This is a genomic window from Kitasatospora sp. NPDC088548 (assembly GCF_044753005.1).
GTDB lineage: Bacteria > Actinomycetota > Actinomycetes > Streptomycetales > Streptomycetaceae > Kitasatospora.
Genome location: NZ_JBIVMI010000012.1, coordinates 135,909 through 155,855, shown reverse-complemented (window position 1 = coordinate 155,855; position 19,947 = coordinate 135,909). Strand labels below are relative to the sequence as shown.

At 71.4% G+C, this 19,947-nt stretch carries 25 protein-coding genes; 8 read left to right on the top strand and 17 right to left on the bottom strand.

The genetic code is table 11. The annotated features are described in order from the left end of the window. Window positions 1-2 precede the first annotated feature (2 nt). The 4 genes from cydB to ACIP82_RS17780 form a co-directional block, all read right to left on the bottom strand. Window positions 3-1,028 (bottom strand): cytochrome d ubiquinol oxidase subunit II, encoded by a 1,026-nt coding sequence (gene cydB, locus ACIP82_RS17795; protein ID WP_363605214.1) that lies wholly within the window; start codon window positions 1,026-1,028, stop codon window positions 3-5. A 9-nt stretch (window positions 1,029-1,037) separates the two neighbouring features. After that, window positions 1,038-2,582: a cytochrome ubiquinol oxidase subunit I gene (locus ACIP82_RS17790; protein WP_363605212.1), complete on the bottom strand. Its 1,545-nt coding sequence runs from the start codon at window positions 2,580-2,582 to the stop codon at window positions 1,038-1,040. A 414-nt stretch (window positions 2,583-2,996) separates the two neighbouring features. Further along, complete coding sequence (locus tag ACIP82_RS17785) at window positions 2,997-3,173, bottom strand: hypothetical protein (protein WP_363605209.1); 177 nt, start codon at window positions 3,171-3,173, stop codon at window positions 2,997-2,999. Then, complete coding sequence (locus tag ACIP82_RS17780) at window positions 3,170-3,457, bottom strand: hypothetical protein (RefSeq protein ID WP_400654196.1); 288 nt, start codon at window positions 3,455-3,457, stop codon at window positions 3,170-3,172. The genes ACIP82_RS17785 and ACIP82_RS17780 overlap by 4 nt, the downstream gene beginning before the upstream one ends. A 163-nt stretch (window positions 3,458-3,620) precedes the next feature. Between ACIP82_RS17780 and ACIP82_RS17775 the strand changes: the two genes are divergently transcribed. After that, window positions 3,621-3,854, top strand: coding sequence for a GntR family transcriptional regulator (locus tag ACIP82_RS17775; protein WP_363605205.1), 234 nt, complete (start codon window positions 3,621-3,623; stop codon window positions 3,852-3,854). A 12-nt stretch (window positions 3,855-3,866) separates the two neighbouring features. On the opposite strand, the gene ACIP82_RS17770 is transcribed toward ACIP82_RS17775, so the two are convergent. The 3 genes from ACIP82_RS17770 to ACIP82_RS17760 are packed head-to-tail and all read right to left on the bottom strand — an operon-like array spanning window position 3,867 to window position 4,896. Beyond that, window positions 3,867-4,346, bottom strand: a complete 480-nt coding sequence (locus ACIP82_RS17770) for an NUDIX domain-containing protein (protein WP_400654193.1) — start codon at window positions 4,344-4,346, stop codon at window positions 3,867-3,869. A gap of 38 nt (window positions 4,347-4,384) precedes the next feature. Further along, window positions 4,385-4,633, bottom strand: coding sequence for a hypothetical protein (locus ACIP82_RS17765; protein ID WP_363605201.1), 249 nt, complete (start codon window positions 4,631-4,633; stop codon window positions 4,385-4,387). Beyond that, window positions 4,633-4,896 (bottom strand): hypothetical protein, encoded by a 264-nt coding sequence (locus tag ACIP82_RS17760; protein ID WP_400654191.1) that lies wholly within the window; start codon window positions 4,894-4,896, stop codon window positions 4,633-4,635. The genes ACIP82_RS17765 and ACIP82_RS17760 overlap by 1 nt, the downstream gene beginning before the upstream one ends. 146 nt (window positions 4,897-5,042) lie before the next feature. Between ACIP82_RS17760 and ACIP82_RS17755 the strand changes: the two genes are divergently transcribed. From ACIP82_RS17755 to ACIP82_RS17740, 4 genes are all read left to right on the top strand, one after another. Next, window positions 5,043-5,909 (top strand): helix-turn-helix domain-containing protein, encoded by an 867-nt coding sequence (locus ACIP82_RS17755; protein WP_400654189.1) that lies wholly within the window; start codon window positions 5,043-5,045, stop codon window positions 5,907-5,909. Next, window positions 5,872-6,072: a DUF397 domain-containing protein gene (locus tag ACIP82_RS17750; protein ID WP_400654187.1), complete on the top strand. Its 201-nt coding sequence runs from the start codon at window positions 5,872-5,874 to the stop codon at window positions 6,070-6,072. Before ACIP82_RS17755 ends, ACIP82_RS17750 begins: the two co-directional genes overlap by 38 nt. Before the next feature lie 164 nt (window positions 6,073-6,236). Continuing rightward, window positions 6,237-6,458 (top strand): DUF397 domain-containing protein, encoded by a 222-nt coding sequence (locus tag ACIP82_RS17745; protein WP_400654186.1) that lies wholly within the window; start codon window positions 6,237-6,239, stop codon window positions 6,456-6,458. A 59-nt stretch (window positions 6,459-6,517) separates the two neighbouring features. Continuing rightward, window positions 6,518-6,718: a DUF397 domain-containing protein gene (locus ACIP82_RS17740; RefSeq protein ID WP_400654184.1), complete on the top strand. Its 201-nt coding sequence runs from the start codon at window positions 6,518-6,520 to the stop codon at window positions 6,716-6,718. Between the two features lie 86 nt (window positions 6,719-6,804). Here ACIP82_RS17740 and ACIP82_RS17735 read toward each other — a convergent pair whose 3' ends face one another. Then, the gene (locus tag ACIP82_RS17735) at window positions 6,805-7,185 is read right to left on the bottom strand and encodes a VOC family protein (RefSeq protein ID WP_400654182.1); all 381 of its coding nucleotides are present in this window, start codon (window positions 7,183-7,185) and stop codon (window positions 6,805-6,807) included. Between the two features lie 85 nt (window positions 7,186-7,270). Continuing rightward, complete coding sequence (locus tag ACIP82_RS17730; RefSeq protein ID WP_363605187.1) at window positions 7,271-7,924, bottom strand: MOSC domain-containing protein; 654 nt, start codon at window positions 7,922-7,924, stop codon at window positions 7,271-7,273. A 70-nt stretch (window positions 7,925-7,994) separates the two neighbouring features. Between ACIP82_RS17730 and ACIP82_RS17725 the strand changes: the two genes are divergently transcribed. Continuing rightward, window positions 7,995-8,864 carry a nucleotidyltransferase domain-containing protein gene (locus ACIP82_RS17725; protein ID WP_400654180.1) on the top strand — a complete coding sequence of 290 codons (870 nt, stop codon included), beginning with the start codon at window positions 7,995-7,997 and terminating at the stop codon, window positions 8,862-8,864. Here the strand turns inward: ACIP82_RS17725 and ACIP82_RS17720 are convergent. Both ACIP82_RS17720 and ACIP82_RS17715 read right to left on the bottom strand, forming a co-directional pair. Beyond that, window positions 8,843-10,207, bottom strand: coding sequence for an oxygenase MpaB family protein (locus tag ACIP82_RS17720; RefSeq protein WP_400654178.1), 1,365 nt, complete (start codon window positions 10,205-10,207; stop codon window positions 8,843-8,845). The genes ACIP82_RS17725 and ACIP82_RS17720 overlap by 22 nt on opposite strands. Before the next feature lie 114 nt (window positions 10,208-10,321). Continuing rightward, window positions 10,322-11,203, bottom strand: coding sequence for an oxidoreductase (locus tag ACIP82_RS17715; protein WP_400654176.1), 882 nt, complete (start codon window positions 11,201-11,203; stop codon window positions 10,322-10,324). 57 nt (window positions 11,204-11,260) lie between these two features. On the opposite strand from ACIP82_RS17715, the gene ACIP82_RS17710 reads away from it, so the two are divergent. Further along, window positions 11,261-11,923 carry a DNA-binding response regulator gene (locus tag ACIP82_RS17710; RefSeq protein ID WP_400654174.1) on the top strand — a complete coding sequence of 221 codons (663 nt, stop codon included), beginning with the start codon at window positions 11,261-11,263 and terminating at the stop codon, window positions 11,921-11,923. Between the two features lie 60 nt (window positions 11,924-11,983). Here the strand turns inward: ACIP82_RS17710 and ACIP82_RS17705 are convergent, their stop codons facing one another. The 6 genes from ACIP82_RS17705 to ACIP82_RS17680 all read right to left on the bottom strand — a co-directional run bounded on the left by ACIP82_RS17705 (window position 11,984) and on the right by ACIP82_RS17680 (window position 18,697). Beyond that, window positions 11,984-13,474, bottom strand: coding sequence for a HAMP domain-containing sensor histidine kinase (locus ACIP82_RS17705; protein WP_363605179.1), 1,491 nt, complete (start codon window positions 13,472-13,474; stop codon window positions 11,984-11,986). Window positions 13,475-13,483: 9 nt separating this feature from the next. After that, window positions 13,484-14,260, bottom strand: coding sequence for a response regulator transcription factor (locus ACIP82_RS17700; protein WP_400654285.1), 777 nt, complete (start codon window positions 14,258-14,260; stop codon window positions 13,484-13,486). Window positions 14,261-14,520: 260 nt separating this feature from the next. Further along, window positions 14,521-15,222, bottom strand: coding sequence for a hypothetical protein (locus tag ACIP82_RS17695; RefSeq protein WP_400654172.1), 702 nt, complete (start codon window positions 15,220-15,222; stop codon window positions 14,521-14,523). Window positions 15,223-15,243: 21 nt separating this feature from the next. Further along, window positions 15,244-16,455, bottom strand: coding sequence for an ABC transporter permease (locus ACIP82_RS17690; protein WP_363605177.1), 1,212 nt, complete (start codon window positions 16,453-16,455; stop codon window positions 15,244-15,246). Further along, window positions 16,452-17,255 carry an ABC transporter ATP-binding protein gene (locus tag ACIP82_RS17685; RefSeq protein ID WP_400654169.1) on the bottom strand — a complete coding sequence of 268 codons (804 nt, stop codon included), beginning with the start codon at window positions 17,253-17,255 and terminating at the stop codon, window positions 16,452-16,454. Before ACIP82_RS17685 ends, ACIP82_RS17690 begins: the two co-directional genes overlap by 4 nt. After that, window positions 17,255-18,697 carry an efflux RND transporter periplasmic adaptor subunit gene (locus tag ACIP82_RS17680; RefSeq protein ID WP_400654167.1) on the bottom strand — a complete coding sequence of 481 codons (1,443 nt, stop codon included), beginning with the start codon at window positions 18,695-18,697 and terminating at the stop codon, window positions 17,255-17,257. Before ACIP82_RS17680 ends, ACIP82_RS17685 begins: the two co-directional genes overlap by 1 nt. A gap of 279 nt (window positions 18,698-18,976) precedes the next feature. On the opposite strand from ACIP82_RS17680, the gene ACIP82_RS17675 reads away from it, so the two are divergent. Beyond that, window positions 18,977-19,771 (top strand): DUF2785 domain-containing protein, encoded by a 795-nt coding sequence (locus ACIP82_RS17675; protein WP_400654165.1) that lies wholly within the window; start codon window positions 18,977-18,979, stop codon window positions 19,769-19,771. The last annotated feature ends 176 nt before the right edge of the window (window positions 19,772-19,947 follow it).

Sequence of the window (19,947 nt, the reverse complement as noted above, 5' to 3'; positions counted from 1 at the left end):
GGTCAGGCCTTGTCGAGCGCGGCGGCCGGGTCGTGCCCGGGGATGTGCTGGACGCCGATCCGCTTGCGGAACACCCAGTACGTCCAGCCCTGGTAGAGCAGCACGAGCGGGGTGAAGACCGCGGCGACGATGGTCATCAGCTTCAGCGTGTACGGCGAGGACGAGGCGTTGGAGACGGTCAGGCTCCATTCGGTGTTGAGGGTGGACGGCATCACGTCCGGGAAGAGCGCCAGGAAGAGCATCGCGACGGCGGCCACCACGGTCGCCCCGGAGGCGATGAACGCCCAGCCCTCGCGGCCCAGTTGGTTGGCCACCAGGGCCGCCACCAGGGCCAGTACGGCGATCACCATGGCCACGAGGCTCCAGCCGTTGCCGCTGTCGGCCTGGGTCCAGACCAGGAAGGCCAGCGCCAGCACGGCCGTCACCAGGCCGGCCCGCAGCGCCATGACCCGCGCCCGCTCCCGGATGTCGCCGACCGTCTTGAGCGCGGCGAACACCGCGCCGTGGAACGTGAACAGCGACAGCGTCACCAGGCCCCCCAGGATGGCGTACGGGTTGAGCAGGTCCCAGAAGCCGCCAACGTAGTTCTTCTGCTGGTCGATGTCGACGCCGCGGACGATGTTGGCGAAGGCCACGCCCCAGAGGAAGGCCGGGATCAGCGAGGTCCAGAAGATGGCCTCCTCCCAGTTCCGCTGCCAGCGCTCCTCCGGGCGCTTGGCCCGGTACTCGAAGGCGACGCCGCGGACGATCAGGCAGACCAGGATGATCAGCAGCGGGATGTAGAAGCCGCTGAACAGCGTCGCGTACCAGTCGGGGAAGGCCGCGAAGGTGGCCCCGCCGGCGGTCAGCAGCCAGACCTCGTTGCCGTCCCAGACCGGGCCGATGGTGTTGATCAGTACCCGCCGCTCGGCACGGCCGCGGGCCAGCGGCTTGGTCAGGATGCCGATGCCGAAGTCGAAGCCCTCAAGGAAGAAGTAGCCGATCCACAGGACGGCGATGAGGATGAACCAGACGTCGTGGAGTTGCATTTCGGATCCTCAGTAGGCGAAGGCGAGCGGCTTGTCGGCGTCGTCCTCGGAGGACGGGCCGCGCAGCGTCGGGTCCTTGGCGGGCGGCTCCTCGGCGGTGACCGGGCCGGCCTTGGCGTACTTGACCAGCAGCCGCACCTCGACGACGGCGAGGATCGCGTACAGCAGGGTGAAGGTGGTCAGGGCGCCGATCTGGGTGCCGATGCCGACGTTCGGCGAGACGGCGCTCGCGGTGGTCATCAGCCCGAAGACGGCCCAGGGCTGGCGGCCCATCTCGGTGAAGATCCAGCCGAAGCTGTTGGCGATCAGCGGGAACCCCATGGTGAGGATGCCGATCCGCCAGCTCCACTTGGTGAGGAACGGCCCGAGCTCGCGCTTCGGGGTGAGCATCAGCCGGGGCACCTCGGTCTCGCCGGTGCGGAACTCCGGTGCCAGGAACCGCTTCTTCCGGGTGGTCCAGAGTCCGATCAGGCCGGCCATGAAGGAGGTCATCCCGAAGCCGATCATGAGGCGGAAGCCCCAGTACGTCACGAAGATGCTCGGGATGTAGTCCTTCGGGTCACCGCCGTACTTGGCGGCCTCGGCCTGGGCGGTGTCGTTGATGCCCGGGACGGAGGAGCTGAAGTCGCTGTTGGCGAGGAAGGAGAGTATCCCCGGGATCTCCAGCTCGACCGAGTTGTGGCCCTTGCTGACGTCACCGACCGCGAAGACCGAGAACGGCGCGGGCGCCTGGGTGTCCCAGAGGGCCTCGGCGGCGGCCATCTTCATCGGCTGCTGGCGGAACATGACCTTGGCCAGCGAGTCGCCGCTGAGCGCGGTGCCCAGACCGAAGATCACCGCGAGGACCAGGCCGAGCCGCAGCGAGGTCCGCATCACGGCGGTCTTCTTGGGGTCGGCCGTCTCCGGCTTGCGCTTGGCCTTCCAGAGGTGGAAGGAGGCGATGCCGACCATGAAGGCCGCGCCGGTGAGGAAGGCCGCGGTCAGGGTGTGCAGCACGACGGTGACGGTGGTGTCCTGGAACAGCACCCGCGCTATGTCGGTGAGCTGCGCCTTGCCGGTCACCGGGTCGATCGAGTAGCCGACCGGGTGCTGCATCCACGAGTTGGCGGCCAGGATGAAGTAGGCCGAGAGCACGGTGCCGAGTGCGACCATCCACATGCAGGCGCAGTGCAGCTTCTTCGGCAGCTTGTCCCAGCCGAAGATCCAGAGCCCGATGAAGGTGGACTCGAAGAAGAAGGCGATCAGCGCCTCCATCGCGAGCGGGGCACCGAAGACATCACCCACGAACCGGGAGTAGTCCGACCAGTTCATGCCGAACTGGAACTCCTGGACGATGCCGGTGACCACGCCCATCGCGATGTTGATCAGGAAAAGCTTCCCCCAGAACTTGGTGGCGTGGAAGTACTTCTCCTTGTTCGTCCGCACCCAGGCGGTCTCCAGCCCGGCCACGATGGCGGCCAGGCTGATGGTGAGCGGGACGAAGAGGAAGTGGTAGACGGTGGTGATGCCGAATTGCCATCGCGCGATGGTCTCGTGAGCGATTGCCAGTTCCACGTCGCCCTCTCTCCAACTGACCCTGTCATAGGGCACATTCAGGACAAACTTCATCTATAGCTGTAGACCGCTGCCCAACCGCGCAAGCTTGTCCGCTTGTGAACGTGAACACGTTCACAAGGGAAGTATCCACGATGCTTACGAGCGGCCCGCAGGCGGGGTGGGGGTTGACCAGCGATGTTGTGCGCACAGTCTGCGGACCCGCCCGGCGCCGCCACAACAAGCGGGCCGGGCGCGCACCGCGGCAATCTTGGCCGATCCGTCGCTTGACAGACGGGGCCGGGCGCGGGCCGATCGGCAGGATCCGGCCGGCAACGAGTTCTGCGTCAGGTAGCCGCGCCGCCGGCCGCCCGGAAAGGTACCCCCACGCTGTTCGGCGGTCCCTCGCTGCTGCGAGGGCCCGCCGGGCTCGGGCTACGTGGCGTAGCCGAGCTCCTTCCGTACGGCGGGGGTGCAGTCGGGGCAGGCGAGGACGAGCCAGCCGGGGCCGCTGACGGCCTCGATGTGGCCGACGACGGTGACGCCGGGGCGGCGCCGGTGGCAGTGCGAGCAGAACTCTTCGGGGGTCTCGTCCGGCGTGCTGTCCGTCACCGGGCCACCGCCCCGACGGTGAGGCTGTCGAGCCAGTGGGAGGGGTCGGGCAGGTCGAGCGCGGCGGCGAACGCCTCGGCCCGGCGCCTGCGTTGGCGGGCCACCTCGGCGAGCCAGGTGTCGAGGTCGGTGCAGATGAAGCTCGCGACCTCGGGCCCGCGCCGGGGCTTCGGGGCGAGGAAGGCACAGGCCGAGCGGAGGGCCGAGGGCTTCGCCCGTCGGCCGGTGCCGGGGGCGAGGAACGCCCGGAGGGGTTCGAAGAGGGTCGCGATAAGCTCGCGCATGTCGTCAGCTCCGTTGCAGCTGGTGGCATCGGCCTCGGACCGTTCCCGCGATCCGAGGCCACTTACGTCTTCGACGGTACCTAACCCTATCCCCGCCTGTCCATACCTATACCCGGATGCCCGGGCCTATGAGGGGAAGGCATCCCCTGTGTACGGTCATGCCGTGATCGAGTTCGACCCCACCCAGCCGAAGTGGCAGCAGATCGCGGAGCTCCTGCGAGCGCGCATCGCGAGCGGCGAGTACCCGCCGCGCCACCTGATCTCCGAAGTGCAACTGGAGAGCGAGCTGGGCGTGAACCGGAAGACTGTCCGCAAGGCGACGGACGCCCTGCGGACAGAGGGCCTGATCACGACGACGCCCGGGATGGGCTCCTTCGTCACCGACCGCAGCGCGTAACGTCCGCCCTCTTCAGGCAGCCCGTTGACCGTGGACGAGAAGCGGGAAGCGGTAGGGGACGGTGGCGAGAGCCTCCTGCACGCGGGCGGCCTGGGCGGGGCTCATCACGCCGGGCAGCTCGCACGGGTCGACGAACCGGGCGCCCAGCAGACCGCTCCGGTTCCGGGGCGGCACGGCGATGCGAGTGGCTTCCCGGTCCGCGACGGTGCCGCCGTCGAAGACCAGGTTGAGACGTTCCAGGTAGCGGTCGGCGGGGGTGAAGTCCACCGCGACGAGATGGGTGACGCGGCGGTGGAGGCCGGTCTCCGCCCGGAGGTGCCGGGCAGCGGCCTCGTGCGGGGGCTCATCGGGGCGGGCACTGCCGCCGGGGAGGATCAGGCCGTCCATGAAGTCCGGGTCGATGAGCAGGACGTGGCCTCGCCGGTTCCGCAGGAGCACGAGGCAGCCGAGCCGGCAGACCGGGGGCTTGGCCGACAACCGGGGATCGCGCACCGAGGTGGCCACCTTCCCGCCTCGGCCGACGGAGGAGTTCAGCCTTCGACGGCTTGCCGCTCATACCGCAGGCCCTTTCGCAGCAGGTCCGTGATCCGGACGATCTGGGCAGTTCGGGCCGACCCGAGGTTGATCAGATAGGCCCCGGTCAACCGCCCGTAGTCCCAGTCCACCTCGACAGAAGGCAGCTTGGCGTCACCGAGTGCCAGGACAGCGACCAGGTCCTCAACGGCAACGGCGGCCTCCCGCCGGTACTCGGCGGTCGCCCGGTTGAGCATGGTCCCCATCACGCCACCACCCGGTGCGACTCGACCCCCCCCCAGGGCTTCTCGGCAACGCTGAAGGACGAGAGCCCGCACAACGCCCCGTCGGAGCCACGCAGCCACTCCCCCGTCAGCTCGTTCCGCACCCGGTAGAGCCGGGCCTCACGATCCCAACGCACGCCGTAGCCGTGGAGCTTGGCGATCGACGGAGCGGCCTCGGTTTCGTGGACCCGTGGCACTTCGCTTCCCGCTCTCTCCGGCTCGCCGACCGACCTGATGGCCTCCATGGCGAACCACCCCTTCCTCAAGCATCAATCAGACAAACAGACTTGGAGCGAACTTAACTGTCCGTGTCCCAATCGTTGCTCACCGCAGGTACGCTGACCAGCGTTGCTCTGTGCCGCGCTGGGAATGGACACATCGGAGGGGCGCCATGGCCTTCAAGCCCAACGAGCTGGATCCGGGGCGTTCGGCCCGCGACCTCTTCGGGTGGGAGATGCGTACGCATCGCCAGCGCGCCGGATCCATGTCTCTGGACCAACTGGCCTTGGTAGTCGGTTACATCTCCAAGGGGCACCTGGCTCGCATCGAGCGCGCCGAATCGATGCCTCCGCCCGATCTTCCGGCCAAGCTTGATGCCGCCTTCGGAACGGACGGCATCTTCGGCCGGATCTACCGAGTCGCCAAGAAGGAAAAGTTCCCGGGCAAGTACCGCCGATGGTCCGAGTTGGAAGCCAGAGCTTCTGTCATCGAGGAGTACTCCTGCGCCACCGTCCCAGGACTTCTCCAGACGCCCGAACTTGCCCGCCTCTCACTCCAGGTAGGGCATCCATACATGACTCCACAAGAACTGGACACGTCGCTCACGACACGGCTGGACCGGCAGAAGCGCCTGGATTCGGAAACACCACCCCACTGCTGGTTCATCATCGATGAGTCCGCGCTCCATCGCCCTGTCGGCGGACACGTGGTGATGGCCAGACAGCTTGACGCACTCGCTGCCGATCGACGCCCCCACATCACGATCCAGGTGCTCCCCTTCACCGCAGGGGAGCACGCCGAGATGGGTGGCTCTCTCTTCCTGTACACAGTCTCCGACAGCCCGTCGATGGCATGGGAAGAAGGCGCCCGAAACGGCGAGCTCATCGAAGACGTCAAGGGTGTGGCCAAACGCCGCAGGTCCTACGATCTGCTGAGGGCTCTGGCCCTGTCACCCCGGGACTCCCGGGCCATGATCAGACGCATCTCGAAGGAGTACGGCCGTGCGAGCACACCAGCAGGAGAAGTGGCGGAAGAGTAGCTACAGCAACAACGACGGCGGCGCCTGCATCGAGGTGGACAACACCCACCCGGGCCGAGTCCGGGACAGCAAGGACCCCGACGGACCCCGGCTGCACTTCTCGCCGACGGGCTGGCAGGCCTTCGTCACCGCCGTCCGCACCGGCGAGTTCGACGCCAGCTGATCAGCCCTTCGGCGCTGCCGCCCCTTCGCACCGGGGCGGCAGCGCCTTCTGAAAACCCGAATCACCTGAGCGAGGCTACGTCTCTCGTACTACCGAGACATTGAGGCGCTGTCGCAGGCTGCATCACTGGCAACAATCCGCAAGGCACGAGAGGAACTCCACCCATGGCTGAGGCCGCCATCCCCGTAGACCTGTCCGACGTTTCCTGGTTCAAGTCCACGTACAGCGACAACGGCGGGACGTGTGTGGAAGTATCGCCCGACCTCCCCGATGTCGTCCCCGTCCGTGACTCAAAGGACCTGGGGGGACCCGTTCTTGTGTTCCCGATCGGTGTCTGGCAGTCGTTCGTCACCGCCGTGCAGGCCGGCGAGTTCGGCGCTGTCTGACACTGTCCTGTTCCTGTTGCCCCAAGCAATGATCAGGCACATCTCGAAGGAGTACGGCCGTGCGAGGACACCAGCAGGAGACGTGGCGGAAGAGCAGCTACAGCAACAACGACGGCGGCGCCTGCATCGAGGTGGACGACACCCACCCGGGCCGGGTCCGGGACAGCAAGGACCCCGGCGGACCCCGGCTGCACTTCTCGCCGGCAGGCTGGCAGACCTTCGTCACCGCCGTCCGCACCGGCGAGTTCGACACCCTCTGATCACCCTTCCCGCAACGCCGGGCGAGCGCGCGACGCTCGCCCCGCGCCGTGGGAACTCCCCTCGCCGTAACGGGGAGTAGCAGGGATCAGTTGCCGTACGGGCGGGTGATGATCTCCATGCCGTGGCCGACCGGGTCGAGGAAGTACAGGCCCCGGCCGCCGTGGTGGTGGTTGATCTCGCCGGGCTGCTTCAGGTGCGGGTCGGCGTAGTAGGTGAGGCCGTCCGCCTTGATCCGGGCGAAGGCGGCGTCGAACTCCTCGTCCGAGATGAGGAACGCGTAGTGCTGCGCGACGATCGACTCGGCCGGGACGGTCGCGAAGTCGAGGGTGACGCCGTTCTCGGTGGCCACCGGGATGAACGGCCCCCACTCGGCGCCGACCTCAAGGCCGAGGATCTTCGCCAGGAACTCGGCGGACTCCCGCTTGTCCCGGGCGTGAACGATGGTGTGATTCAACTGAACTGCCATGCGGAATGCCTCCATCAAGGCACTCACGGGCTACCTCCATGCCTCACCCAGCCGGTGACCGACACGCGATGCCGTACCTCCGATCCTAGGCCTCGATCCGCCGGCGGGCCAGCTCCCGGAGGTCGTCGGGAAGTGCTTCGGCGGTCAACAGGTCCGGCAGCAGGCCGGGTTCGAGGGTGAAGGCGCGGAAGGCGAGAGCGATCGTCACCCCGTGTGCGGGGCGGTGGACGATCTCCACCCGGTCGCCGCCGTGGAGGTCACCGGGCGTGACCACGCGGAGGTAGGCGCCGGGCACCGCGGCCCGGGTGAAGCGCTTGATCCAGCCGTCGCGCTCCAGCCAGCCCTGGAAGGTGCCGCACGGCACCCGCGGGCAGGACACCTCCAGGACGACGTCGGGTCCGATCCGCCAGCGCTCACCGATCAGGGCGCCGTTGACGTCCAGACCGGCGGTGGTGAGGTTCTCGCCGAAGACGCCGTTGCCCAGCGGGCGGCCCAACTCGGCCTCCCAGCCGTCGAGATCCTCGCGGGCGTAGGCGTAGACGGCCTGGTCGTCGCCGCCGTGGTGTTTGACGTCGAAGACCTGGTCACCGGCCAGACCCACCCGGCCGGTGCCCTTCGGGCCGGGGGCGGAGACGGCCACCGGGCCGTCCACCGGCCGTTTGTCGATCCCCGTCGCGCCGACGCCGCTCTTCCACGGGTTCTGCCGGGGCCTGCCCACATTGACCGATAGCACCTTCATAGCCTTCGACGGTACGGCCTGACCCGTACGTCCGGCGAGCGGTTTCCGGTCCGTGCCAGACTTCCACCCCATGCGGACGATCATCGAGTCGATGGCCGGGCGGCTGGCCGTGGTGCCGGGTGTGGTCGGCGTCCTGCTGGGTGGCAGCCGGGCCCGTGGGGAGCACCGGCCGGAGTCGGACTGGGACCTCGGCGTCTACTACCGCGGCGAACCCGACCTCGGCGCTCTGCGGGCCCTGGCCGGCCCGGGCGTCGAGGTGGCCGGGCCGGGCGGCTGGGGGCCGTGGGTCAACGGCGGCGCCTGGCTGGAGGTGGACGGCGTGGCGGTGGACTGGATCCTGCGCGATCTGGACCGGGTCGAGCGGGTCTGGTCGGACTGCCGCGAGGGCCGCTACGAGGTGGGCGTACAGGCGGGGCACCCGCTCGGCTTCTGGTCGCCCTGCTACCCGGGCGAGCTGGCGCTCGGACGGGTACTGGCCGATCCGACCGGCGAGTTGGCCAGAACCAGGGCCACCATGGCGGAGTACCCGGAGCCACTGCGGGCGGCGCTGACGGCGGCCGTCTGGGAGGCGGAGTTCCTGGTCGTCTCGGCCGCCAAGGGGGCCGCCCGGGCCGACACGCTGTACGTCTCGCTCTGCCTCTCCCGGGCCGTCGGCATCCTGGTCCAGGCGCTGCACGCCGACGCCCGCCGCTGGTGCCTGAACGAGAAGGGCGCGCTGGCCGTCGCCACGGCCCTCCCCGGCGCCCCGCCCGGCTTCGGGCCCCGTGCCCACCAGCTGCTCGCGGCTCCGGGCGCCGGCCCCGAGGAGCTGACCGCCACCGTCGCCGGGGCCCGCACCCTGGTCGCGGACACCGTCGCCGCCCTGCGGGCCCGGGAGACGCCTCAGGACCAGGAGATGGCTCAGGACCAGGAGACGCCTCAGGCCCGGCCGAGGAGCTGACTGCCGGGGGTGGAGGCGGCGCGGGCGGTGAAGAACTCGGTGAAGCCGCGGAGGAACTCCTCCTCGGTGATGCGGCCGTCCCCGTCAACGTCCAACTGGCGGAATCCGTGCGAGAGTTCCGCCGGGTGGACGCGGTGGCCGCCGAACACGGCACGGTACTCGTCGGCGTCCAGGTAGCCGCTGCCGTCGGTGTCGGCGGCGGTGAAGACGGCGCGCAGCGCGGGGAGCAGCCCGCCTTCGAGGTAGCCGGGATCGCGGTCGCAGCCGGCGAGGGTGGCGGCGACGAACTCGTCCTTGCTGACCCGGCCGTCGCCGTTGGCGTCCATGGCCGCGCGGAGCTGCTCCCACCAGGCGTCGAAGGCGGCGTACACCGCGGCCTCCGCCGCCTCGGTGAGCTCCAGCTGCCAGCAGACGTTGTGCGCCATGGCCTGGAGGTCGCGGGCGGTGACGAAGCCGTCGCCGGTCTGGTCGAGGACTTCGCGGAAGAACTGGTCCAGCCGGGGCCGGCGGGCGTCCCGCCGGGGCGGACGACCGCGCTGGGCGGGGATCCGCGGCCCCTGGGTACGGTACCGGCGGCGGTCGGGCAGCCGGGTCATCAGCGCACGGCCGCCCCGGTGCAGCAGCCAGGAGAGGGCGGCCGCGCGGCGGGTGCGGACCAGACCGAAGCGCTCGCGGTAGGCGGGCGGCAGGTCGGCGACGGTCAGGCTGGTGAGCACCGCGGCCACCACCGCCCGCAGCACCTTCCAGCCGGCCGCCCCGAGGAACCGCAGCCGGCGCGGACGGGGCGCCTCGCGCAGGATGTCGTACAGCAGGTAGCGCACCGACTCGCCGAACTCCAGTTGCTCGCGCACCATCCGGTCGACGTAGCCGGGCAGTTCGGCGGCGGTGGCCGGCAGCGCGTCGGCCGGGAGGCCGAAGGCCTTGACGACCTCCCCGAACTCCTCGTACGCCAGCTGGAGTTCGCCCGCCGGGTACGGGTCGCCGCTCAACTCGCGCATGGTGACGACGGCTTCGAAGAGGGTGAGGAGCACCCAGGCCCGGGTGTCCTGGTCCTCGGCGTCGTACCGGCGGCCGTCCGGGGCGGTACCGCGGATCCGCCGGTGGGCGCGGTCGAGGCGCTCGATCTCGCGGCGCAGGCTCTCCGCGTCGGCGTAGAAGAGCCGTTGGCCGCTGCCCATGGTGTGCTCGATCCGCCGCCAGGGGTGGGCGCGGTAGGTGGAGTGCTCGGCCATGCCGGCGCCGACCACGGGGTGGGACGCCTGCAGGACCAGCAGCCGCCACGCGACGAGGATGATCCGCCACTCGCTGAGGTCGCGCCGGAAGGACGCGTCGGGCCTGGCCATCTCGGTACCCCCGGGGTGCTGCGGATCTTCCTCGTCGCGGGCGGTCTTCCCTTCGGTCCCGGCAGGAAACTCCCATGGGATTAAAGGTATTTGCAGACGAACACCCGTTCCGGGTCACCGCCGGGCGAGCGCCCCCAGCTCCGCCAGGTCGTCCGCCCCGAACCGCAGCGACGCCGCCGCGACGTTCTCCTCCAGGTGGGCGGGCGAGGAGGTGCCGGGGATGGCCAGGATCGCCGGGGAGACGGCGAGCAGCCAGGCCAGCATGACCTGGGCGGGCGTGGCCCCGTGGCGCTCGGCGACCCGCCGGAGCCCCGGATCGGCGGGCACCCCGGAGCCGCCGAGCGGGAAGAAGGGCACGAAGGCGATGCCTCGTTCCGCGCAGGCGGCCAGCAGGGCCGCGTCCTCCGCGCTGTGCTCCAGCACGCTGAAACGGTTCTGCACGGCCACCACCGGAGCGATCTCCAGCGCCTCGGCGAGGTGGTCCGCGCGGACGTTGCTGAGGCCGAGATGGCGGATCAGCCCCTCCTCGCGCAGCTCGGCCAGCACGGCGAAGCGATCCGCGATCGACGCGGTCTGGCTGGGCATCCGGCGCAGATAGACCAGGTCGAGCCGGTCCACCCCGAGCTCGCGCAGATTGCGGTGGACGGCCGCGCGCAGCTCCGCCGGACCGGCCGGGTCCATCCAGCCGCCGTCCGGCTCACGGCCCGGGCCGACCTTGGTGGCGATCACCAGCTCGTCCCGGTACGGGTGCAGGGCGGCGCGGATCAGGGCGTTCGCCGAGACGTCCCGGTGGAAGTAGAACCAGGCCGTGTCGATGTGGTCGACGCCGAGTTCGACCGCGCGGCGCAGGACGGCACGGCTCTGCTCCGGGTCGCAGGCCGGGCCGTCCCAGTCCCGGGCGGGGAGCTTCATCGCGCCGAAGCCCATCCGGGACACCGGCAGGTCGCCGCCGAGTCGAAGGGAGCCGGCGGCGGAGGCGTGGGGTGTGGTCGTCATACCCATCACCCTCCGCCGCCCTCGCCACTCCCCCGTCCGATCTGGCAGGTTGCTGCCATGAACACCGACCGGATCATCACCCTGCACGGCGAGCGGGAACTCGTCCAGCGGGCCGGCCACCTCTTCGTCGACTCGCGCGAGGAGTTCCTGGTCGCGGCCACCGACCTGGTGACGTGGTCGGCCGGGGTCAACGCCGCCTTCGCCGAGGGCAAGCGGCCGCACGTCGTCCCCGGCCTCACCATGCGCAAGCTCTACACCCGGCGCGCGCTGGCCGACCCGGAGTCGCTGCGGCGCCTGCGGCGGATCGCCGCCTCCGGCATCGAGGTCCGGATCAGCGACGGACCGCTGTCCCGCGAAGCGATCATCATCGACCGGCGCACCGCCATCCTGGCCGGCGCCCCGGTGCGCGGCGTGCGGGCGTACACCGTGGTGCACTCGCCGGAGGTGGTCGACGGGGTGCGCTCGCTGTTCCGCGCCAGCTGGGAGACCGCCACCGACCTCGCCGACTGCGCCTGCCCGCCGCACCTCACCGGGCAGGCCCGGCAGATCCTGCGCACCCTGGCCGCCGGTCACACCGACGAGACCGGCGCCCGGCTGCTCGGCGTCTCGCTGCGCACCTACCGCCGCCGGGTGGCCGAGCTGATGACGGCGCTCGGCGCCACCTCCCGCTTCCAGGCCGGTCTTCGGGCCCGGGAGTACGGCCCGGACGCCGGTCACTGACCTCATCGGCCGTCCGGGGCCGCCGAATTGACGAGACGGCAGGCCGTGGACGGCGAAAGGTCACCGCTGGTGCGGCAGTTCCACCCGGAAGGTGGCGCCGGCACCGGGGGTGGTGTGCAGGGTGAGGGTGCCGCCGTGGGCGTGGGTGAGCGCGGTGGCGATGGCCAGGCCGAGGCCGGCGCCGCCGCCGTCCTGGCGGCTGCGGGAGGCGTCGACCCGGTAGAAGCGGTGGAAGACCCGGACGGCCTGCTCCTCGGTGAGGCCCGGGCCGGAGTCGGCGACCTCCAGCAGACAGAGGCCCGCGTCGGTGCCCACGCCGATCCGCACCGGGGTACCGGGCGGGGTGTGCTTCACGGCGTTGCCGACCAGGTTGGTGACCACCTGCCGGAGCCTGGCCTCGTCGCCGAGGACGGGCGCGGGGCCCGGCGCGCCGACACCGGCCAGGCCGGTGAGCGCCACCGGGCGGGTCGGGTCCAGGGCGGTGAGATCGTGCAGGGCGTCCGCCGCGAGGGTGCGCAGGTCCATCGGGGCGAGGTCGAGCGGGCGCTCCTCGTCCAGCCTGGCGAGCACCAGCAGGTCCTCGACCAGGGTGCCCATCCGGACGGCCTCGTTCTCGATCCGGCTCATCGTCCGCTTGACGTCGGCCTCGGTCGGCAGCGCGCCCATCCGGTACAGCTCGGCGAAGCCGCGGATGCCGGCCAGCGGGGTGCGCAGTTCGTGCGAGGCGTCGGCGACGAACCGCCGCATCCGGGCCTCGGATTCGGCGCGGGCGGCGAACGCGGCCTCGATCTGGGTGAGCATGCCGTTGAGCGCGATGGAGAGCCGGCCGACCTCGGTGCCCGGGGAGAGCTCCGGCATCCGGTGCGAGAGCCCGCCGGAGGCGATCCGCTCGGCGCCCTCCTCGATCCGCTCCAGCGGCCGCAGCCCGGCCCGGACGGCGAAGAAGCCGAGCCCGGCGATCAGCATCAGCACCGCGCCGCCGATCGCCAGGAAGGACGTGCGCAGCTTGGCGACGGTGGCGTCGATGTCCTCCCGGGACACGGCGACCATCAGATACGCGGGGGTGGGCGCGGGTGCGGCGAAGACACTGGCGGGGGCCGGCTGGCGCTGGAGCGGCAGGACCACGGCCCGCCAGGTGCGGTGGCCGCGCTGGTCGGGCAGGTCGAAGGGGGAGTCCGGGTCGGTGTCGGCGGGGTCGAGGCCTCCCAGTTGCGGCGCCGGGTCGGTGTCGGAGACGGGCTGGCGGACGACCTGCTGCACCTTGCCGTCCACCGAGAGGTACTGGACGAGGTACTGGCTGGGCAGCGCGGCCAGGTACTGGGTGGTCCGCTTGCCGCCGACCGCCGACTGCTTGGCGTCGGGCCAGGTGAGCCGGCTGGGCGAGCGGTGCGAGAGCGGTTCACCGAAGCGCTGCAACTGCTCGTCCAGCCGTTCCACCAGCTGCACCCGGACGGTGCCGAGCACGACGGTGTCGCTGACCGCGAGCCCGGTGGTGACCAGGGCGAGCGCGAGCACGAGCAGCCGGGCGCGCAGCGAGAGCCGGGTGAGCACGGGCGGCGGTCAGTTCTGCGGGGGCCGGCGCAGCGCGTAGCCGATGCCGCGCACGGTGTGGATCAGCTTGGGGCCGTGCGCCGGGCCGGAGTCGAGCTTGCGGCGCAGGTAGGAGATGTACGACTCGACGATGGAGAGGTCGCCGCCGAAGTCGTAGGCCCAGACGTGGTCGAGGATCTGCGCCTTGGAGACCACCCGGCCGACGTTGGCCATCAGGTAGTGCAGCAGCTTGAACTCGGTCGGCGAGAGCGAGACCGGGGAGCCGCCGCGGGTGACCTCGTGGGCGACCGGGTCGAGGGTGAGGTCGGCGACGATCAGCCGGCCGTCCTCGGCGGGGCCGCCGGCCCGGCGCAGGATCGCCCGGATCCGGGCGATCAGCTCCTCCAGGCTGAACGGCTTGGTGACGTAGTCGTCCGCGCCGACGGCGAGACCCTGGACCTTGTCGCCGACGCCGTCCTTGGCGGTGAGGAAGAGCACCGGCAGGTGGTCGCCGGGGTGGCCGTGGCCGGGGCCGGCGAGCTGGCCCCGGCTGGTCTGCTCGCGCAGCCGCTCGACCACCGTGAAGCCGTCGAGGTCGGGGAGCATCACGTCGAGGACGACGAGGTCGGGGCGTTCGGCGGCGATCAGGGCGAGCGCCTCGGTGCCGCTGGCGGCGGAGGCGACCCGGAAGCCGGAGAAGCGCAGGGAGGCGGAGAGCAGCTCGCGGATGTTGGGTTCGTCGTCGACGACGAGGAGGAACGCCTCGCCAGGGCCGCCGGCCACCGCCGAGCTGCCTGGTGTGGACACAGTGCCTTGCACGGGGGTTCCGCCTCCCGGTCGGACGATGGCGTTCAGCTTGAGGCTAGCCCGGGGAGGCTATGCGCCATCGATGAATGTTGGATTAACACCTTATCGGGCGGATTTGGGCCGCCAAGCCCGCCGGGTGCGGCTGGATGGTGTGCGCACGGGCCCTGACGTGCGAAGGCGCGGTCCGGTCGCCGGAGGAATTTCGACCGGACCGCGCGGACGTCCGCAGGCTGCGGGGTCAGCCTTCGGACCCCTCCTCCCTACCCGTTGGTGGCGGGCGAGGAGGGAGCAGTGCGGTTGCCACCGCCGAAGCCGCCGAAGCCGCCGAAGCCGCCGGAGCCACCGAAGCCGCCCGCCCCGGCGCCGGCCGCGCCCTCGACGAGCTGGGTGGCGTGGTAGCCGCCGTCGGCGTCCGGGGTGCCGACCACCGTCACGCTCTGGCCGGGCTGCAGGTCGGCGACCTTGCCCTCCTTGTTGAGCTGCACCTTGGTGGTGTCGCCGGTGGTCACCTTGACGGTGTTGCCGTTGGCGTCGGTGAGGTAGACGGTGGAGCCGTCCACCGCCTTGACCGTGCCGCGGGTGAAGCCGCCCTGACCGCCGCCCTGACCGCCCTGGCCCTGGCCGTTCTGCCCGGCCTGGCCCTGGCCGTTCTGGCCGCCGCGGCGCGAACCGTTCTGCCCGTAGCCCCCGGACGCCGCCGCCCGGGGCTGCTGCCCGCCCGCCGCGACCGTCTTCCCGCCGGACGAACCGTGGTTCTGCTGGTACCAGACGCCGCCCGCGAACGCGGCCGTGGCGATCACCCCGCCCGCCAGCGCCAGCGTCACCCAGGGCAGCCGGCGGCGCGGGGGCGCGGCCAGCTCGGCGGTGATGTCACGGGCGTCCGGCGGGGTGGAGAGCAGGACGACCTGCTCGGCCGGGGTGGCCGGGGTAGCGGAATTGACCGGGGTGATCTCGTTGCTCATGGGTGTCACGTCCTACTCGTCCTACTCGTGCCGGAGGGCGTCGATGGGGCGCAGGGAGGCGGCCCGGTTGGCGGGATAGCTGCCGAAGAACAGCCCGATGGCGACGGCGATGCCGAAGGCGCCGAGGACCGACTCGGGGATCACCACCGGCTTGATGCCGACGATGCTGAAACGCGAGCCCACGATGCCGACCGCCACCCCGAGCCCCGCGCCGAGCACCGACAGCAGGGTCGACTCGGTCAGGAACTGCCCCAGGATCACCCCGCGCGGAGCGCCGAGCGCCTTGCGGATGCCGATCTCCCTGGTCCGCTCGGTGACGGTGACCAGCATGATGTTGGTGATGCCGATCCCGCCGACCAGCAGCGAGATCGCCGCGACCGCGCCGAGCAGCACGGTGAAGGTCCTGGTGGTGCTCTCCCGGGCGGTGAGCAGCGAGGCCTGGTTGCTGATCCGGAAGTCCGCCTTGGCGGGGTCGGCGATCGCGTGGGTGCCGAGCAGCACCCGGGTGATCTCCGCCTGGGCCTCGGCGGTGGTCTCCGCCGAGGTGGCCTGCACCAGGATCTGGTTGACCGAGCCGAAGCCGGTGAACGCGTTCTGCACGGTCGGCAGCGGCGCGATCACCACGTCGTCCGGGTCGGTGAAGCCGGTGCCGCCCTTGGCCTGGAGCACGCCGACCACGGTGAGCGGTGTGCCGCCCACGGTGATCTGCCTGCCCACCGGGTCCGCGGTGTCGAACAGCTGCTTGGCGGTGGTGGCGCCGAGCACCGCGACCTTGCGCGAGTTGAGCACGTCGTCGTTCGAGAAGTAGTCGCCGTGCCCGATCTTCTGGTTGGCGGTCTCGAAGTACGCGGGGTAGGTGCCGACGATCGAGCCGGGGCTGTACGAGATGTCCCCGTACAGCGCGGTACCGCTGGTGGTCACCACCGGCGCGACGGACTTGATCGCGGCGGCGTCCGCGCCGCTCGCCAGCGCCTGGGCGTCGGCGACCGTGAGCTTCTTCGCGGCGGTCGCGCCGCGCGAGCCACCGAAGGACGAACCGGAGCTGACCGTCAGGGAGTTGGTGCCGAGCGAGGTGATCGACTCCTTCACCGCCACCGACGACCCGTTGCCGACCGCGAGCAGCAGGATCACCGAGGCGACGCCGATCAGCACGCCGAGCATGGTCAGGGCGGAACGCACCTTGTTGGCGGCCAGACCGCCGACCGCGAAGCGGATCATCTGCCAGAGGATCACGCGAGCACCCCCTGGCGGCCGGCGGCGCCGCGCAGCGCGGGCGGCGGCCCGGCCACCGGGGCCTGCCGGACGTCGCTGACGATCGCGCCGTCCACCAGCCGGAGCACCCGCTTGGCGTGGCGCGCGACCTCGTCCTCGTGGGTGATCAGCACCACCGTACGGCCGGTGGCGTTGAGGCCGTCGATGATGCCCAGCACCTCCTCGGTGGAGCGGCTGTCCAGGTTGCCGGTGGGCTCGTCCGCGAGCAGCATCGCGGGCGCGGTGACCAGGGCGCGGGCCACCGCGACCCGCTGCTGCTGGCCGCCGGAGAGCTCGTTGGGCCGGTGGCCGGACCGCTCGGCCAGGCCGACCAGGGAGAGCGCGGCCAGCGCCCGGCGACGACGCTCCGCGGCCCGTACGCCCGCGTAGGCGAGCGGCAGTTCGACCTGGGCGAGGGCGGTGGTGCGGGGCACCAGGTTGAAGGACTGGAAGATGAAGCCGATCTTGCGGTTGCGGACCAGCGAGAGCTGCCCCTCGTCCAGGTGGCCGACGTCGATGCCGTCCAGCAGATAGCGGCCGGCGGTGGGGACGTCCAGGCAGCCGAGGATGTTCATCAGGGTGGACTTGCCCGAGCCCGAACTGCCCATCACCGCGACGAAGTCGCCCTGGTCGATGGAGAGGCTGACGCCCAGCGGTTCACCGGTGACCGGGTCGGCCGGGCCGCGCAGCGCGTGCACGGTGGCGTCGCCGTGGCCGTACGCCTTGGTGACCCGGCGGATCTGGATCACGGGGGGCGGCGCGGAGGATGCCTGACACTCCATCAGCGACTACCGCCCCGGCCCGCGCCGCCGCCACTGCCGCCCGCGCCGCCGACCCCGGCCACGCCCGCCGCACCGCCGGTCCCGCCCGCCCCGCCGCGGCCGCCCTGGCCGCCGTTCAGGCCCGGGAAGGAGCCGTTCGGGAAGCCGTTGCCCCCGCTGGTGGAGGCGAGTTCGACCTTGTCGCCCTCCTTGAGCCCGGAGACCACCTGCACCGTGGTGTCGCCCTCGACGCCCACCTCGACACTGACCCGCTCGGTGGAGCCGTCCGGGTGGACGACGGTGGCCGTCCGGCTGGTGCCGGTACCGGCCAGCGCGGCGGTCGGCAGCGAGAGCGCGCTGTCCGCCTCACCGGTGATCACCGAGACGGTCGCACTGAGACCGGTGCGCAGCTTGCTGGTGTCCCCGCCGATCTGCAGCGTCGCCGCGTACTGGACGGCCGTCGAACCGCCGGTGCCGCCACTGCCGCTGGGCAGCGAACTGACCGACAGCACCGTTGCGTTGAGCTTGGTGTCGGACTGCGCGTTCAGGGTGACGGTGGCCGCCTCGCCCTTCTTCAGTTTGAGCGAGTCCAGCTCGGAGAAGTTGGCGGTGACCTGCATCCCGGTCGGGTTGGTCAGCACGATGAATCCGCTCGGGGTGCCCGAACCCGTGCTTGTGCTGCCGGACTTCGCCGTCGTGGAGCCGCTGCCGGTACCGCCGGAGGTGCCGCCCGGGGCACCGCCGCCGACGGTGTCGCCGACCTTGCCGGAGACGGAGGCGACCGTGCCGTCCACCGAGGCGGTGAGCGTCGTCCCGGCCAGCGCCGCCTGGGCGTTGGCGAGGTTGGTCTGCGCGGTGGCGACCTGCTGCTGGGCCTGGGCCACGGCGGCGTCGTCGACCTTGGTGGTGGTGATCGTGGTGGTCTGCGGGGCGGGCGTACTGCTCCCGCCCGCCCCGCGTTCCCCACCGCCGCCGGAGCCGCCCGTGCCGCCGGATCCTCCGGTGCCACCGGAACCGCCCGAGCCGGACGAGTTGGCGGTGCCGGGGATCTGCTGGGTGGTCGTGGTGGTGACGCCGGCCTGCGCCTTGGTGAGGTTGGCGTTGGCCGTGGTGAGCGCCGCCTGTGCCGCGTCCACCTGCTGCTGGGCCGCCGTGGTGTCGACGGTGGCGAGCACCTGCCCCTTGGTCACGGTGTCCCCCACCGCCACCTTGACGGCGGTGAGCCGCCCGCCGGTGGTGAAGTCCTGGGCCGCGTCGGTGGGCGAGGCCAGGGTGCCGGTTCCGGACACGGTGGCCAGGACCGTGCCCTTGGCCACGGTCGCCGTCCGGACCTGGGCCTTGCCGGCCGCCACGCCGGTACCGCTGTCCAGGGTGGTGTACACCAGGGCGGCGCCGCCCAGCAGGGCCACGCCGAGCGCGGAATTGACGAGGACGGCACCACGCCGTCGCGGGAGCACCTTCATGCCGCACAGCTTCGCGGCGCGCTCTTGCGGCACCCTGGACGCCGCCTGGGAGAAGGCTGACCGGCCGAATCCGGGCATTCCGGCACGGGTCGCCCGGCCCGAGCCCTCGGCTTGGCCGTCGCCCGGTCATTCGTTGGCCGAACCCCCAGCAGCCTCCCAGCCACCCCCAGCCATCCGGGAGCCCGGTGCCACCCGGGCGGGGGTCCGCCCGCCGTACGGAGGTCCGGGGCCCGCGTAATTCACGGCGCGGTACGGCAGTGCCGGCCTATCCTGCCTGCCGTGACCGACTGGACCATGATCGAATCCGACGACTGTGCCGTACCCGCCGACCGCCCCCTGGAAGAACTGGTGCGAGAACTCTCCGCCGCCCTGGGGGATCCCGATCCGGCGGTCCGGGACGGAGCGCCCTACTCCGTCCTCGCGACCTGGATAGCCCGCGGGGTGATCGACGCCCCCCGGCGGCTGGCGCTGGGGGACGAGATGGCCGCCCGCCTCCAGGACCGGGAGATCCAGGCCCGCACGTTCGCCCCCCTCGTGCTCGACATGCTCGTGGAGAAGGGGGACTTCAGGGTCGGCTGGGTGGACGCGTTCGAGCGGTGGTACCCGGCGGAGACGGATCTGCGCGGCTACGACGAGAAGCTCGGCTGGCTTCATGCCGTCGCGCACGGCGCGGACCTGCTGGACCGGTTCGGGCGCCACCCCGAGGTGGATCCGGTGCGGATGCTGCACCTCGCCGCCACGCGGCTGACGACGCCCACCGACCACGTACTCGACCAGCTGGAGGACGACCGGCTGGCGAGGGCGGTCGCCCGTGTTCTCACCCGGCCCGACCTGAGCGAGCGCGACGCGACCACATGGCTGGACCCGATCGGGGCCTGCTTCGGAGCCGACCGCCTCAGTACCCCGGTTCCCGCCCACCTCACCAACTGCCTGCGCACGCTGCGCCTGCTCTATGTCCTCGCGGACCGGGGCGTGCGAGCGCCGGGCACCGAGTCGGCACCGGAAGCGCTCCGCCACCGTGCGGCGGTCAAGGAACGCATCGCCGCCGTCCTCGATCTGATCGTCAAACGATAGGCGCGGAGCTCGGGCGGGTCCGGCCGCGGGCCGCGGCCGGCAACGAAAACGGAGTGGGAGGTCGGCCCCGCCGACCACCCACACCCCAGCCCGACACGCCCAACAGCACCGTGCGGAAGGCCACGGCCACCCAGAGGCAGATCGAGTTGCCCACGACCGCGCCGAGCGAGATCCCG